Origin of the sequence: Exiguobacterium sp. AT1b, assembly GCF_000023045.1 — a bacterium.
In the GTDB taxonomy this organism is placed as follows: domain Bacteria; phylum Bacillota; class Bacilli; order Exiguobacteriales; family Exiguobacteriaceae; genus Exiguobacterium.
This window is the reverse complement of sequence record NC_012673.1, coordinates 280,799-294,386: the sequence shown is the minus strand read 5'-3', so window position 1 is coordinate 294,386 and position 13,588 is coordinate 280,799. Positions and strand designations below refer to the sequence as shown.

Annotated in this window: 14 protein-coding genes and 1 other RNA gene; 10 read left to right on the top strand and 5 right to left on the bottom strand. The window is 47.7% G+C overall.

Annotated features, from left to right (window positions below; all coding sequences use genetic code 11):
* Positions 1–16 precede the first annotated feature (16 nt).
* From EAT1B_RS01610 to EAT1B_RS01600, 3 genes are all read right to left on the bottom strand, one after another.
* Positions 17–1,363 (bottom strand): cell wall metabolism sensor histidine kinase WalK, encoded by a 1,347-nt coding sequence (locus EAT1B_RS01610; RefSeq protein ID WP_012726377.1) that lies wholly within the window; start codon positions 1,361–1,363, stop codon positions 17–19.
* The gene (locus EAT1B_RS01605) at positions 1,360–2,025 is read right to left on the bottom strand and encodes a response regulator transcription factor (RefSeq protein ID WP_012726376.1); all 666 of its coding nucleotides are present in this window, start codon (positions 2,023–2,025) and stop codon (positions 1,360–1,362) included. The genes EAT1B_RS01610 and EAT1B_RS01605 overlap by 4 nt, the downstream gene beginning before the upstream one ends.
* A gap of 77 nt (positions 2,026–2,102) precedes the next feature.
* A complete protein-coding gene (locus tag EAT1B_RS01600; protein WP_012726375.1) occupies positions 2,103–2,990 on the bottom strand; it encodes a hypothetical protein in 888 nt (295 codons plus the stop codon).
* 171 nt (positions 2,991–3,161) lie between these two features.
* On the opposite strand from EAT1B_RS01600, the gene EAT1B_RS01595 reads away from it, so the two are divergent.
* Both EAT1B_RS01595 and EAT1B_RS01590 read left to right on the top strand, forming a co-directional pair.
* On the top strand, positions 3,162–3,569 hold the full coding sequence (locus tag EAT1B_RS01595) for a hypothetical protein (RefSeq protein ID WP_012726374.1): 408 nt from the start codon (positions 3,162–3,164) through the stop codon (positions 3,567–3,569).
* A 94-nt stretch (positions 3,570–3,663) separates the two neighbouring features.
* Positions 3,664–5,112, top strand: coding sequence for a S8 family serine peptidase (locus tag EAT1B_RS01590; protein ID WP_012726373.1), 1,449 nt, complete (start codon positions 3,664–3,666; stop codon positions 5,110–5,112).
* Positions 5,113–5,156: 44 nt separating this feature from the next.
* Here the strand turns inward: EAT1B_RS01590 and EAT1B_RS01585 are convergent, their stop codons facing one another.
* Positions 5,157–5,561, bottom strand: a complete 405-nt coding sequence (locus EAT1B_RS01585; protein ID WP_012726372.1) for a hypothetical protein — start codon at positions 5,559–5,561, stop codon at positions 5,157–5,159.
* A gap of 120 nt (positions 5,562–5,681) precedes the next feature.
* Here EAT1B_RS01585 and rnpB point away from each other — a divergent pair.
* From rnpB to EAT1B_RS01550, 8 genes are all read left to right on the top strand, one after another.
* Positions 5,682–6,049, top strand: an RNA gene (gene rnpB, locus EAT1B_RS15725) — RNase P RNA component class B.
* A gap of 125 nt (positions 6,050–6,174) precedes the next feature.
* A complete protein-coding gene (locus EAT1B_RS01580) occupies positions 6,175–7,338 on the top strand; it encodes a class I SAM-dependent RNA methyltransferase (protein ID WP_041917897.1) in 1,164 nt (387 codons plus the stop codon).
* A gap of 120 nt (positions 7,339–7,458) precedes the next feature.
* Positions 7,459–7,641, top strand: a complete 183-nt coding sequence (locus tag EAT1B_RS01575) for a hypothetical protein (protein WP_148209436.1) — start codon at positions 7,459–7,461, stop codon at positions 7,639–7,641.
* Positions 7,642–7,692: 51 nt separating this feature from the next.
* Complete coding sequence (locus EAT1B_RS01570) at positions 7,693–8,595, top strand: Gfo/Idh/MocA family protein (RefSeq protein ID WP_012726369.1); 903 nt, start codon at positions 7,693–7,695, stop codon at positions 8,593–8,595.
* Between the two features lie 59 nt (positions 8,596–8,654).
* Positions 8,655–10,073, top strand: a complete 1,419-nt coding sequence (locus EAT1B_RS01565; protein ID WP_012726368.1) for a sodium:alanine symporter family protein — start codon at positions 8,655–8,657, stop codon at positions 10,071–10,073.
* A gap of 105 nt (positions 10,074–10,178) precedes the next feature.
* Positions 10,179–11,000 (top strand): YihY/virulence factor BrkB family protein, encoded by an 822-nt coding sequence (locus EAT1B_RS01560; protein WP_012726367.1) that lies wholly within the window; start codon positions 10,179–10,181, stop codon positions 10,998–11,000.
* 79 nt (positions 11,001–11,079) lie between these two features.
* Entirely contained in the window at positions 11,080–11,634 is a 555-nt protein-coding gene (locus EAT1B_RS01555; RefSeq protein WP_012726366.1) for a hypothetical protein, read from the top strand.
* A gap of 15 nt (positions 11,635–11,649) precedes the next feature.
* Positions 11,650–11,955 (top strand): hypothetical protein, encoded by a 306-nt coding sequence (locus tag EAT1B_RS01550; protein ID WP_012726365.1) that lies wholly within the window; start codon positions 11,650–11,652, stop codon positions 11,953–11,955.
* Between the two features lie 48 nt (positions 11,956–12,003).
* On the opposite strand, the gene putP is transcribed toward EAT1B_RS01550, so the two are convergent.
* The gene (gene putP, locus EAT1B_RS01545) at positions 12,004–13,485 is read right to left on the bottom strand and encodes a sodium/proline symporter PutP (RefSeq protein WP_012726364.1); all 1,482 of its coding nucleotides are present in this window, start codon (positions 13,483–13,485) and stop codon (positions 12,004–12,006) included.
* Positions 13,486–13,588: the final 103 nt, after the last annotated feature.

Here is a 13,588-nt window from a genome sequence, read left to right as displayed (position 1 = left end):
CAGAATATGAACGACATCAAAAATGTAGATGGATCGTGGTGCCGATTCCAAGGCTAGACTCGACTGTGATGTTTCCGCCATGTAGGTCGATGATATCTGAGGTGATGGCGAGACCGAGACCTGTCCCTTGACTCGTTCGAGCCGTGTCTCCGCGATAGAAGCGGTCGAAGAGGTGCTCTTTTGTCTCGTCGTCCATCCCAATCCCTTCATCCGTAACCGAGATGACGATACCCGGATCAACGGTACAGGTGATGTGGATGGTGCCTCCATCACGTGAGGCATGGACGGCGTTCACCAATACGTTGTTCCAAACTTGTGCGAGTAGAACCGGGTCACTCTTCAAGACTACGTCTTGTGGGATGTCAGTAACGACGGCAATCCCTTTTTGATCAAGAATGAAGGCGTTCATTTGAATGACTTCGGATACCGATTGAAGCACATTCACGTTCGTTTCGAGAATCGGTGGATTTTCATCCAATCGTGATAAAAGCAGCAGTTGTCTCGTCAATTGGGATAGACGCTTCGTCTCCTGTTCGATGACACGCGCATATTCCTTCGATTCTCCTTCCGTACCGTCAGCTAATTTTTCTGCATAGCCAACTAGGGAAGTCAACGGAGATTGGAATTCATGGGAGACATTCGAAACGAATCGTCGCTGTCTTGCTTCGGTCCGATCGATCTCGTTCGACATGTTTTGAAATTGTCGTGCCAACGTCCCGATCTCATCTTGACGCTCGACGGGGAGATGTTCCGGAGCTTTACGCATGGCGACGGATGTGGTCGCTTTCGTGAGCGTCTGCAATGGGCGGACCAAGGACCTTGTCGAAATGGCGATCAGGCCAAATGTCAAGAGGGTCACGAGTGCGAAAAATAGACCGACGAACAGATGTAACTCGCGGATTTGGGCACTCAAGTCCGGACGGATAAAGATGACGTCTCCGTTTTCAAGTGTAAATCCATATGTGTTCGTCAATTCATTATCGAACAATCCGAGCAAGAAGAGATGAAACGGAAAGTCACGCATTCCCTGATAGGGAGCTCCGTTCCGTACGGACTGAATCACCGTATCAGATATGGTCTCGTCTCGAAATGCACCGCCAAAGCGTCGACGTTCGTCTGCCGAGTCCACGACGACCAGTTGGTATCCGGTTGCGGCTAAAAAGGTATAGAAGGCATCATAGTCTAAATCGGTATGGATCTCGACATACGACTCCGCCATTTTGGCGACCCGTTCCGTCTTCTCGCTATAGGAAGGTTGCCACCACGTATAATAAGCCACATTGCTGATCAACAGAGAGATGGCTCCGGAAAGAAGTAAAATCAGGAACATCGTGACGATGATTCGCGTGTAGAGTGTCTTCATCCGTTCACCTCGAGTGCGTATCCGACACCTCGTACCGTTCGAATTGTCAGAGCAGGGTGATCGAACCGATTACGAAGTCGCTTGATATGCACATCAACCGTTCGCTCATCCCCCTCGAAATCAAATCCCCATACCAACTCGATCAACTCCTCACGACGATACACTCTTCCAGGAAAAGAGGCGAGTTGAAATAATAGCTCGAACTCTTTTTTAGGAAGATAGAACAGCTGCCCTTCAAGCGTCACCTCGTACTCTCTTAAATCGAGTCGAAGAGGACCGGCTTGAATTTGTGAAGCGGCCGAGCGTTGATAACGCCGCGAGACGGCTTGCAATCGGAACAATAACTCTTCAGGGATGAAAGGTTTGGTTACATAGTCGTCTGCCCCAAGCTCGAACCCTTGACGCTTATCCTCCCATTCATCGAGAGCGGTTAGTAGGATGACGGGTATATCAAGAGTCGCCTTGAGTCGTCGACACAACTCACGACCGTCAAGCCCTGGGAGCATGATGTCGACGATTGCGGCATCGATTGGTTGCGTTGTAAAAAGTTCTTCGCCTGTGTTCCCATCCGTCGCCGTCAACACCTCATGACCCGCATCCTCGAACGTCTCCTTCACAAGGCGTAAAATGGATGGGTCGTCTTCTACGATGAGTATACGCATATCGGTCGTTCCTTTCCAAAATAGGTTCGACACGAAACGAGGTGACCCATGCGGAGTCACCTCGAGTCGTATCAGCTTTATTGTTTCGTCATCTCTTGATGAAGGGCACGGAGTGCGCGGATGAACGCATCCTTAAAATATTTGTCTTCTTGTGTCTCTAATGTTTGGATGGCCTTTTGGTCACCGTTACTCGCTTTGACGAGAAGATTCACGACTGTTCCCCAGCGTTTCACATGTTCTGGGCGAGGGTGGTTCAACGCGGTCGTCAACGTGAACCAATACGGTTGATCGCGTCGCTGTAACGTGCCAATCATCTGTTTGGCAAGGAGTGCTTCTTCTTCAGAAGGGATTGTTGCCGTGGCGAACCAACCGAGCATCGAGGCGCTCATCGATTCAAGTTCTTGTTTCATTGCAGGTTCGATTGGCATCCGTCCGAAGTCTGTCACGTTGACAAAAACCAGTCGGTCTTTCGGGTCGATATGTGTGATCCATCCTGACACTGACTTCATCTTTTCACGTTCTTTTGACTGGGCTTTACACGTGTAGCCTTGAAGTTTTCCGATGTAGATGCGGAATTGTCCACGGTCGACATGCTTGTCCACTTTGAATTCAATCTCTTGTCCCGCTTGAAACGGTTGATTCCGTTTATTCAACGTCTGACCCTTTTTCAATTCAGGTCGCTTGGAGATATGACGCAGTGCTTCCTGTTCCGTCCGGTCATCCAATGTCCAGAGGTTATGAGGGGTCACGTTTTTGAAGCGATGACGCCGAACGTAGATGTATTGATCAAGTGCGTCAATCGCGTCTGCCGAAGTGGAAGTTCCATTCAAATAGTCATCAGCGATGTCACGTAAGGTGAGGGATTCGAGACGGTCGATATGTCCTGAATATGGGACGCTTCCGACAACAAATAACGCGGTCGCAATCAACTCACTTTCTCGAGGGGTCAGCGGTCGTTTGGCCATGGTGCACTTCCTCTCTCTCAATTCATATGATTAGTATAACAAAAACAGTTCGACCGTTGTGAACTCAACTGCGATTTGGAAAAAAATGAGGAATGGACAGGATTCCCACCATTTATCTCGAATAATGACTTGTAGAGAATCGGATGAAGGTATGAAAAGTGAGGTGAGGCGATGAAGCTCTCCATTGAACCAGGGGATTATGTTGTATTGATTGAAATCAATAAAGAAGTACTCAAATGTGCCTCCCTCGAGGAAGCCGATCAGGCAGATCGCTTGCGATATGAGCTCGTCGGTCGGATGAGCGAACGCTTGCCGGCAGAAGTCATCGTTCCGTCCATCATCGATTACATCCGCTTCGGAAGCGGATATATCGGAGATCGTATCGTCTGGGACGCCGAAACCGAGTCTTTTTTTTGCCAGCAGTTTGAGACCATTGACGGCTCCCCGCTCGGAGAGGACTTAGAAGGATTTCGTCCCGACCCAAGCCGGGTGGAACTGGCGCGCTACTATACGTACTTGACGATTGGACGGATTGTCGAGTTTGATATGTTACATCCGGATGAGCCAAGCTATTGGTGAATTTGTCGACAACTTTTTATTCAAAAAAAGGGAAATCTAATCCAAAGTTTGAGATAATGGAGTCACTTTAACAGTTTGGAATGGAGCGGAAGGAATGAAAAAGATTGCCCTTTTGACAGCGATTGCCCTTTTACTGCCGGTGGGAGTAGATGCTGCAAAGCCAGTCATCCTTAAGAAACATGGCTACGTCGTTTCAGAACCACAAGTCACGAGTCAATATTATGTGAAGCAAATCGGTACGGATTTGGCCTGGAGTAAGACGAGAGGCGCAAGTGATATCGTTGTGGCGCTGATTGACTCGTCAGCTGACCGGAACCATACGGATTTGAAGAACGTTCCTCGTGTCGTCAATTCCATGAAAGGTCCGTATACTGCGGATATTCATGGTACGCATACCGCCGGAATCATGGCCGGGAAACATAACCGCTTTGGGATTGCAGGACTCGCGCCGAACGTCCGCTACCACTTCTATAATGTGTTTTACGGGGTGAATAAAGATAAAACGGACTCTTGGACGGTCGCTAATGCCGTGGATACGGCTGTGGAGAAAGGGGCGAACATCATCAACCTCTCGCTTGGTGGGGATGATTATGATAGTCGTTTGGCCGCATCAATCAAACGGGCAAGGGCAAAAGGGGTCATTATCGTCGCATCATCTGGAAATGATCGAAAACAGACGATTAACTTTCCCGCGAACATGAAAGAAGTAATCGCGGTCGGTGCAATTGATTCTAGACATCGTCTCGCGAGCTTTAGCAATATGGACGATCGCGTCAAAATCGTGGCGCCAGGTGTGAACATCCTCTCGCTCGGGGTCAACAACCGCTTTATCTATATGGACGGGACGTCGATGGCGGCACCGATGGTCACGGCGAGTCTCGCGCTCGTCAAATCGATCAACCCTTATTTGACACCGGGTGAGATTGACCAGTTAATTGCGAAGATGCCTCGAGCGTCCGGCAAGTCCTATACGGAATTGAATACAATGAAACTATTAGAAGCGACGGCTCGCCCGATTCATATCTCTGCCCCTTCGGTGTGGAAGAGCCGATACGTGAATGATGTCAAGTTGAGTGTCATGAACCATTCGAACTTGAAATCTTCGTTCACACTGTATCAAGGGAACAAGAAAATTAAGACACTTACTCCAAATCGGTCGTTCACAATGTATTCGAGTGGGGATTGGCTACCGAGCGGACAATACCGCATCGTCGGTCAAGTAACGGACGGAAAACATAAGCGCTACACGAGCCGAACGATCGATTATGTCAACACATTGAAGACGGCAGTTTCTGTGAAGGTGTCGGAGGAAGGGACGTTCACGATTCATACGACACGAAAAGGGACGGTCACGGTACTTGATTCAAATGGGAAGGTCTTATACGAAGCGCTCCACATCGCTGGGACATTCCCGGTAAGAGGGGATACGGCGGAAAAGTTGACTGTCATTCTGAAGCCGACGGACCTTCGTGAAAAAGTAGTGACGACATCTTATGAGCCACCAATCATTGAAGACGAGCCCCCGGTCACAGAGACCTTATAAGACAAAAAGCCGCCTTCTCCTAAGGGAGAGACGGCTTCTTCTATTTAATCGATGGTGATGGCTTCTCCACACCAACGGATACTCGCTTCTAATACGTTACCTTGGTCATCAATATGCTCGAAACTGAGTTTCCCATCTCGGATGATCTCGCAAAGGCCGACTCGGACGCGGTCGCTCCAAGCACGACGCGTCTCATGCGTTTCATCGAATACTGGAATGGCATCCGGGAAACGCTCCTCGAGGTGTGCTAAATTGTGATGGTCAAAATGATAAGGTCGTTTCGAGAGTTCGTTCGGTGCCTTGATATCGAACGGTTCAAACCCTCGGACGAGACGATTATTTCGGTAGAAGGCGAACACGCCGTTGTTCGGGTGGAGCACTTTAATGTCATCGATTTCTATTACATAAGTCAGACGTTGAATCCAACCGTTTTTTGCATCCTGATGCATCAAAATCCCTCCTTATTCAATGAACACGCCTTATTTTAGCGCTGACTGAACGTAAAATCAAGTTTCGAATTTAAGTTGTCAACCGTTCAAATTTCAGCTACAATGGTTGAAGTGACTATGAGGTCTGGACAATCGCGGGACGCAAGTCTTGAGGAAAGTCCATGCTCGCACAGCCTGTGATGGCTGTAGTGATCGTGCTACACGAAACGATAAGTGTAGGCAACGCAAGTTGACGGCAGAAGAAACACCTAAGTCCTCGGATATGGTGTACGCTTCTTGAAAGTGCCACAGTGACGGAGTCTGATCGGAAACGTTCAGAGTGGAACGAGGTAAACCCCACGAGCGAGAAACCCAAACTATGGTAGGGGAACTTCCAGACCGGAATCGAACGGGACGGAGGGCGCCGATGTGCGCAGATAGATGATTGTCACTCCATCGTGCCAGGGAGACCGCTATGAGCACCGGAGTACAGAACATGGCTTACAGGACAACATAGTCTCAACTGACAACGACAAGGAGTTCAAGCACATATACTTGAGCTCCTTTTTTCATGATTTTTTTACAACTTACAAAATGACTGAAAGATATTTATGTAGAAGGAAGGCGATTGCAGATGGCAAAACGTAAACTGATTGCGACGGCAGCGATGGGAATCGAGGCACTCGTTGCAAAAGAAGTAAGGGATTTAGGATACACGTGCGAGGTCGAGAATGGACGGATTTATATCGACGCGGAAATGGAAGACATTCCACGCCTCAACATGTGGTTACGCACAGCAGACCGGGTCAAGCTCGTCGTTGCCGAGTTCAAGGCGACAACGTTCACAGAATTGTTTGACGGGGTCGTGGCGTTACCATGGACCGACCTCATGCCGTGGGACGCGGCGTTCACGGTGGACGGACGCTCGGTCAAATCAAAACTGTTCTCGATTCGTGACTGTCAGAAAATCACGGAGAAGGCGATTGTTGAAGCGATGCAACGCGGCTATCGTAAGGAAGGGGAATGGTTGCCGAAGTCAGGCGCCAAATTCCCGATTGAAGTCGCCCTATTGAAAGATGTGGCGACAATCACGATCGACACGTCCGGTCCGCTCCATCGTCGTGGCTACCGTGAGCTTCATTCACAAGCACCACTCAAAGAGACGATGGCTGCAGCGATGATTCAATTGACGAACTGGCGTCCGGACATGCCGTTTTATGATGTGTTCACAGGTTCTGGGACGCTCGCCATCGAGGCGGCGATGATTGGACGAAATATCGCGCCGGGTATCAACCGTGAATACTTCGCTCAAGATTGGACATGCATTCCGAAAAAAGCTTGGTATGCGGCAATCAATGAAGCAAACGAGAAAGCGGAGTGGGATAAACCGCTAAAAATCTATGGAATCGACCTCGATCCGCGGATGGTCAAACTCGCAAAAGACAATGCGGAACTCGCTGACGTCCGCGATGCGATCACGTTCGTCCATAGTGACGCAGCCGCACTGAAGCCGAAAGAAGAGTACGGAGTCATCATCGGTAACCCTCCGTATGGGGAACGACTTCAGTCAGAAGAAGAGATCATCGACTTGTATGAGCGAATCGGAGAACAATATGCGAAATACCCTGGTTACAGCGTCTACATGTTGACGAGTTATGAAGACTTCGAGAAGGCATACGGACGCCCTGCGACGAAGCGTCGGAAGTTGTACAACGGAAATATCGAAACGCAATATTATCAATACTTCGGAAAGCGCCGTCCACGTCCGGACCGTGACGAGAAACCGAAATCAGAATAATGAATCCATGACCGTTCAATTGAGCGGTCATTTTCTGTTTTATTAGAGCAAACTCTCTTGTTTCATCCTCCGTCTAACAGGTTATACATAACATATGTATAATTAGAGGGGGGACAGATGATGGAAAAGTATACCGTCGAATATCAGTTACATGCGAAAGAACAAAACACTCGGACGGTCGAGGTGGAAATGGATCGTGTGCCGGACTTAAATAATCAAGAAGAACTACATGCGGCTTACCAGATTGTATCTGACGCGATTCGTGAACCGATCACAAGTTTTGAGATTGTATCTATTACGTGAGCCCGAGGCAGTCGCTTCGGGCTTTCTACATAATATTGGAGGAGTGAGTAGATGAATATTTTGGTAGTAGGCATAGGTGACGTGGCAAAAAAAGCGTATCTGCCAGTATATGCCGGATTAAAGGACGTCGATGTGTATCTCGTCTCTAGAGATGAACAAAAGTTACACGAAGTCATCTCGACCTATCGTTTTAAAGGAGGATATACGGAGCTCGACGCCGTGCCGATGACAGAAATCGATGCCGTCATGATTCATTCGACGACAGCTGTCCATTATGAGCAAGCCGAGTATTGTCTGCGGCAAAGGAAGCATGTCTTCATCGACAAACCGATCACGTTCACTCTTGAAGAGACGGAGCGACTCGTCGCACTCGCTAACGAGAATGGAGTCTATCTCGTCACGGGCTTCAATCGCCGATTTGCGACGGCCACACAGGCACTCAAACAAATCGAAGAAAAAAATATGGTCTTCATTCAAAAGAACAGAACGTATAAACCGGCAACACTCCGCGAATTTGTGATCGAGGATTTCGTGCATGTCGTCGATACGCTCCGTTATTTGACCGATCTTCAGCCTGTCGAGCGGTTGCGCGTGACACCACGGTTTGAAGGGGATGTGCTGAAACAAGTGATGATTCATTTCATGGCAGGGGGAATCGAAGCAATCGGTTGGATGAACCGAGACAACGGTTGTACCGAAGAAGTGATGGAGGTCATGTCACCGACCGTGAAGCGGGTCACACGCGATGTGGAGCGGATTACAGACTATGGACGAGACGGTGTGAAGGAATGGTCGCTCGACCCGTGGGAGTCCAATTTAAAGCGTCGAGGGTTTATCGACTTGATTGATGACTTTATCAAACTGTTAAATGGGGAAGCGAACAAGTCAGTCCTAGCTGAGGATAGTTTAGAGACACATCGTCTATGTGAAGAGATTCTTAAAAACGTGCAATGAACCCGCTGTTTCTGTCAGATTCAGAGCGGGTAAAAACCCGATAAAAGGAGGCGATTTCGTTGGATATTCGTGAACTGATTATGCAAATCAATGACTATTTATGGTCGTACCTTCTCATCTTCGTATTGATTGCAGGAGGTCTTTATTTTACGATTCGGATGGGGTTCGTTCAATTTCGAATGTTACCGGAAATGTTTAAACTTTTATTCGTGAAAGGAATCAAGCATGAGAAAGGACAGGTCTCATCTTTCCAAGCATTCGCCATCGGAACGGCGGCCCGTGTCGGTACGGGGAACATCGCCGGCGTATCGACGGCAATCGCTTTAGGCGGACCTGGCGCCGTATTTTGGATGTGGCTCATTGCACTGATTGGAGCGGCGTCGGCATTCGTTGAAAGTACGCTCGCCCAGGTGTATAAAGTGCATGACGGCAAGGCGTGGCGTGGTGGTCCGGCATACTATATTGAGCGCGCTCTCGGTGCACGCTGGTTAGGCATCGTATTTGCCATTTTGATTACGTTCGCCTTCGGTTTTGCCTTCAACTCCGTCCAGGCGAATACAATCGCACTCTCCGTGAATAACGTATTTGAGATCGATACGGTCTGGGTCGGCATCATCTTATCCGTTGTCACCGCTATCGTCATCTTCGGTGGGATTCGTTCCATCTCGACCTTATCGGGAATCATTGTACCAATCATGGCGGGCGGTTATATCTTACTAGCCATTTGGGTCGTCCTTACGAATCTTGATGTCGTGCCACAAGTGTTCTCGGCCATCTTCTCTGAAGGTGTCCTCGGTTTCCAACAGTTGTTCGGTGGAGCGGTCGGTGCAGCTGTCCTCCAAGGTATTCGACGAGGCCTGTTCTCGAACGAGGCAGGGATGGGGTCTGCCCCGAACGCCGCAGCTACCGCTGAGGTGAGTCACCCGGTCAAACAAGGATTGATTCAATCGCTTAGTGTATTTGTGGACACATTGTTCATCTGTACCGCAACGGCGATGATTGTCCTCATCTCAGGTGTCGAAGGCTCTGAAGCATTCCAAGGGATCGAGCTTGCCCAAGAGGCGCTTCTCGTCGAAATTGGACCGATTGCGACGACGCTCATGACAATCGCCATCTTACTCTTTGCCTTCAGTTCGATTTTGGCCAATTATTATTATGGGGAGACGAACATCGAGTTCATTTCTGAGAAGAAGCGGTATTTGATTATCTATCGGATTGCCGTTGTCGGGATGGTCATGTTCGGGTCAGTTCGATCGGCGGGACTCGTCTGGTCGATTGCCGACATCTTTATGGGGCTGATGGCGCTCGTCAACATGTATGCGATCTTCCGATTGAGTAAAGTCGCCAAGACGCTCCTCGATGACTATATGGTTCAAAAGAAAGAAGGAAGAGACCCGGAATTCTTTAAAGATGGTGTCGATCTTCCTGGTAAAGAGCACATCGAAGCGTGGGAAACGAAAAAAGAAGAAATTAGTTAAAGGATTATCATTGGGACGCCCCTGGCATCAGGGGTTTCCTCTTCATTTTAAATTATTTATTTCAAATACCGCTATTATTTTATTAAAAGAAAGTAGAGAGTATCGATGAAACAAGTATTTTTGACAGTCGTCAAGCGATTTTTTACGGAACGATTTTTTGATCAAGCGGCCATGTTGGCCTATTATTTCATTCTATCCACGTTCCCGTTCCTATTATTCGTATTAGGGATTGTCGGATTTTTGCCGTTTACGAGCGGCGATGTGATTCAAGCATTATCACTCATTATGCCGGAAGCGAGTTACAAGCTATTAGAAGGAAACATTGAAGCCGTATTCGACAACTCCAAATTAAAATTGGCATCATTCAGTATCTTACCGGCACTCTGGATCTCATCGATGGCCGTACAATCTCTCGTTCGAGCATTGAACGATGCCTACCGGGCCGTTCGCAATAAAGCCTTCTGGAGGGGTGTCTTACAGGATATCGCCATCACTTTGGCGCTGATGTTTGTGTTGCCGTTCTCATTACTCGTTCCTGTAATCGAAACGGCACTTCGGGAAATCTCTTCATATGTGTTGTTCATCGATGAGATTGTCACGACGTATGCGCAGATCTGGTTTTACTTCAGATGGATCATCGGAACAAGTCTTCTATTCACTGTATTCGTATTTGTATATAAGTGGTTACCAAGTGTGTCCGGAACGTTTAAAAATAGTTGGGCCGGAGCCGCTTTTGCGACAGTCGGGATACTGCTTGTTTCGAATGTGTTTAGTTATTATTCACAATTTGCAAACTATGAACAGTTTTACGGTCAACTCGGTGCGTTCATCGTCTTGTTGATTTGGTTTTATCTTGCTGCCTCTGTCATCTTGCTCGGAGGGCTGTTGAATGCGACGTTAATTGAGAGGAAAGAAAAACTTCGTTAGACGTGTAATTGCTAGTTATCATTCGAAAGAATAGGGAATGGTAACGTAAGGTCACATCATCTAAGCGGAGGTGGGAAACATGGATATGCAACGGCTCGTACACAATCGTCGTTTCATCGATCAATCATTGTTTTACCTCGCCTTACATCTGTGGAAATGGATCCTACTGTTACCTGTCTTGTTTTATTTAGACGTCTCTTTCCGCCATTCGCCATTCTCTGAGTACTTGATTGTCAGTATCATCTTGTATCTCATGTTTCGTGTAATTCAGTATGTGATAGCCAGTCGGGCATCTCTCATGGAATTAGTAGAGTTCGGTTACGGATTGCTATCACTTGTTCTCGTCTTCTCGTTCATGATGGAAATCGGTGCGCCGCCGATTGCTGTCGCTATAGTAGGTGCAGCATACTTGAGTCATCCGATGCTTTCTCTACATCACTATCAAAACTTCTCAGAACGAAAATGGTTGAACAAGCAGTTTCAATTATTTAGCCCGATGCTTCGACAAGGTGAGGTGCCGGTTCACGTCCTCGTGTTGACGGAAGATGAAATAGTGATTACTGTAGAAAGTGGAAAAGAGTTTACGTACCGTCATATTTACTGGGGCGGTTTTTATGTAGAAAATCCTTCCTAAAAGGTGGTTACTCAGTTGTTTAGTGGATTTGATAATGTGATTGTTATCGTATTCTGGATTGCGACTTTTATCGCATTCTTTAAAGGCGCCTATGATATGTGGCGTGAATACCGGACGTCGAAAGAAAAATCAGTATTGTACTTTTTGATCGTACTGGTTATCACATGGTTTTGGTTCAATCCATATGAATTGGTCGCACTGCATCCGTTCGTATTGATGGCGTACTATTGGAATCGAAATCGGTGGATGCGGAATGCAATGCTCGTGTTGGTTCTCGTACCGTTCGTGATTCGTGTTTGGTTAATTGCAGCATCGATGTAAAGCAAAAACTCGGTCCCTTGATCAGGAACCGAGTTTTTGTGTGAATCGTTACTCTTTTTTCGCAGCTGCCAATTCAGCTTCCATTTCACCGAATTCACGGTTGATACGTTTTTGTTCTTTCTGGCTAGTAAAGTTACTGACAAGTACGATTGCCAACATACTTAGGAAGAAGCCAGGGACCATCTCATAAAGGACTGTCGAAAGTCCAGTGACGATCCAGACAATGACGGTGATGGCACCGACGAGGATACCAGCGAGGGCACCTTGACGTGTCATCTTGCTCCAGTAAAGTGACAAGAGGATGGCTGGTCCAAATGCAGAACCGAATCCAGCCCATGCATATCCGACGAGTGTGAGGATTGTGCTTGATGGATTGAGTGACATGAGCGTCGCTACAACTCCGACAAGCAAGACACCAACACGTCCGGCAAGGACCATCGTCTTCTCACTTGCATCTTTGTTGAAGAACTTACGATAGAAGTCTTCTGTCAACGCAGATGACGTGACGAGCAACTGTGATGATACGGTAGACATGACGGCTGCAAGAATTGCGGCTAACAAGAATCCAGTGATGAACGGGTGGAACAAGACTTCAGAGAATCGAATGAAGACTGTTTCCGGGTCCCCGAGTGGATTTCCTTGTCCGCGGAAATACGCGATTCCGACGAAACCAGTCATGACTGCACCGATGATTGACACGGTCATCCAGCTCATCCCGATTCGACGAGCCGTTTTCAATGATTTCACATCACGGATTGCCATGAAGCGAACGATGATGTGTGGTTGACCGAAGTAACCAAGTCCCCATGCAAGAAGACCGATGATCCCAAGTGTTGACGTCCCTTTGAAGACATCAAACAAATCAGCATTGATTGTCGTCGCAGAGTTGACAGCAGTGTCTACTCCGCCGATATCTGTTAAAGCGACAAGTGGTACAAGTACGAGTGCCAAGAACATGATGACACCTTGTGCAAAGTCCGTCCAACTTACTGCCGTGAACCCACCGAAGAGGGTGTACAAGATCACGACACTAATTGTGACGATAACACCTGTCTGATAGTTTAATCCGAATGAGCTTTCAAACAACTTCCCGCCAGATACAAGTCCGGCTGACGTGTAGAACGTGAAGAAGATGATGATGACGGATGCAGATAGGATCCGTAGCCAGTTCGAGTGATCTCGGAACCGATTCTCTAAGAAGTCTGGAATCGTAATCGAATCGTTCGCCATCTCTGTGAAGACGCGAAGTCGTGGAGCAACTAACAAGTAGTTCAAGTAAGCTCCGATGACCAATCCAACGGCTAACCAAATTGCTGATAGTCCAGTTGCATACATTGCACCCGGTAACCCCATTAACATCCAACCACTCATATCCGAAGCTCCGGCTGACATGGCTGTAACGCCTGGCCCCATTTTACGGCCACCTAACATATAATCTGATGAATCGGTCGTTCGCTTATACGCAACGTATCCGATAAGAAGCATCATCACGAGATAAAGCGCGATGGATACCCATTCTTGCCATAGCATTGAATAACCTCCTATTAAGTTAAAAGATCTATTTGATCAACTCGTTCGCGATTGTGTGAAGACATCACACAGTTAAAAACAAAAGTTGAAAATGCGAACTTGT

What these genes read in the sequence shown, in the direction of transcription:
- EAT1B_RS01595 (WP_012726374.1), top strand. Translation starts at nt 3,162, where the DNA reads ATGAAGCTCTCCATTGAACCAGGGGATTATGTTGTATTGATTGAAATC.
- EAT1B_RS01590 (WP_012726373.1), top strand. Translation starts at nt 3,664, where the DNA reads ATGAAAAAGATTGCCCTTTTGACAGCGATTGCCCTTTTACTGCCGGTG.
- putP (WP_012726364.1), bottom strand. Translation starts at nt 13,485, where the DNA reads ATGCTATGGCAAGAATGGGTATCCATCGCGCTTTATCTCGTGATGATG.
- EAT1B_RS01580 (WP_041917897.1), top strand. Translation starts at nt 6,175, where the DNA reads ATGGCAAAACGTAAACTGATTGCGACGGCAGCGATGGGAATCGAGGCA.
- EAT1B_RS01585 (WP_012726372.1), bottom strand. Translation starts at nt 5,561, where the DNA reads ATGCATCAGGATGCAAAAAACGGTTGGATTCAACGTCTGACTTATGTA.
- EAT1B_RS01575 (WP_148209436.1), top strand. Translation starts at nt 7,459, where the DNA reads ATGGAAAAGTATACCGTCGAATATCAGTTACATGCGAAAGAACAAAAC.
- EAT1B_RS01570 (WP_012726369.1), top strand. Translation starts at nt 7,693, where the DNA reads ATGAATATTTTGGTAGTAGGCATAGGTGACGTGGCAAAAAAAGCGTAT.
- EAT1B_RS01560 (WP_012726367.1), top strand. Translation starts at nt 10,179, where the DNA reads ATGAAACAAGTATTTTTGACAGTCGTCAAGCGATTTTTTACGGAACGA.
- EAT1B_RS01610 (WP_012726377.1), bottom strand. Translation starts at nt 1,363, where the DNA reads ATGAAGACACTCTACACGCGAATCATCGTCACGATGTTCCTGATTTTA.
- EAT1B_RS01555 (WP_012726366.1), top strand. Translation starts at nt 11,080, where the DNA reads ATGGATATGCAACGGCTCGTACACAATCGTCGTTTCATCGATCAATCA.
- EAT1B_RS01600 (WP_012726375.1), bottom strand. Translation starts at nt 2,990, where the DNA reads ATGGCCAAACGACCGCTGACCCCTCGAGAAAGTGAGTTGATTGCGACC.
- EAT1B_RS01605 (WP_012726376.1), bottom strand. Translation starts at nt 2,025, where the DNA reads ATGCGTATACTCATCGTAGAAGACGACCCATCCATTTTACGCCTTGTG.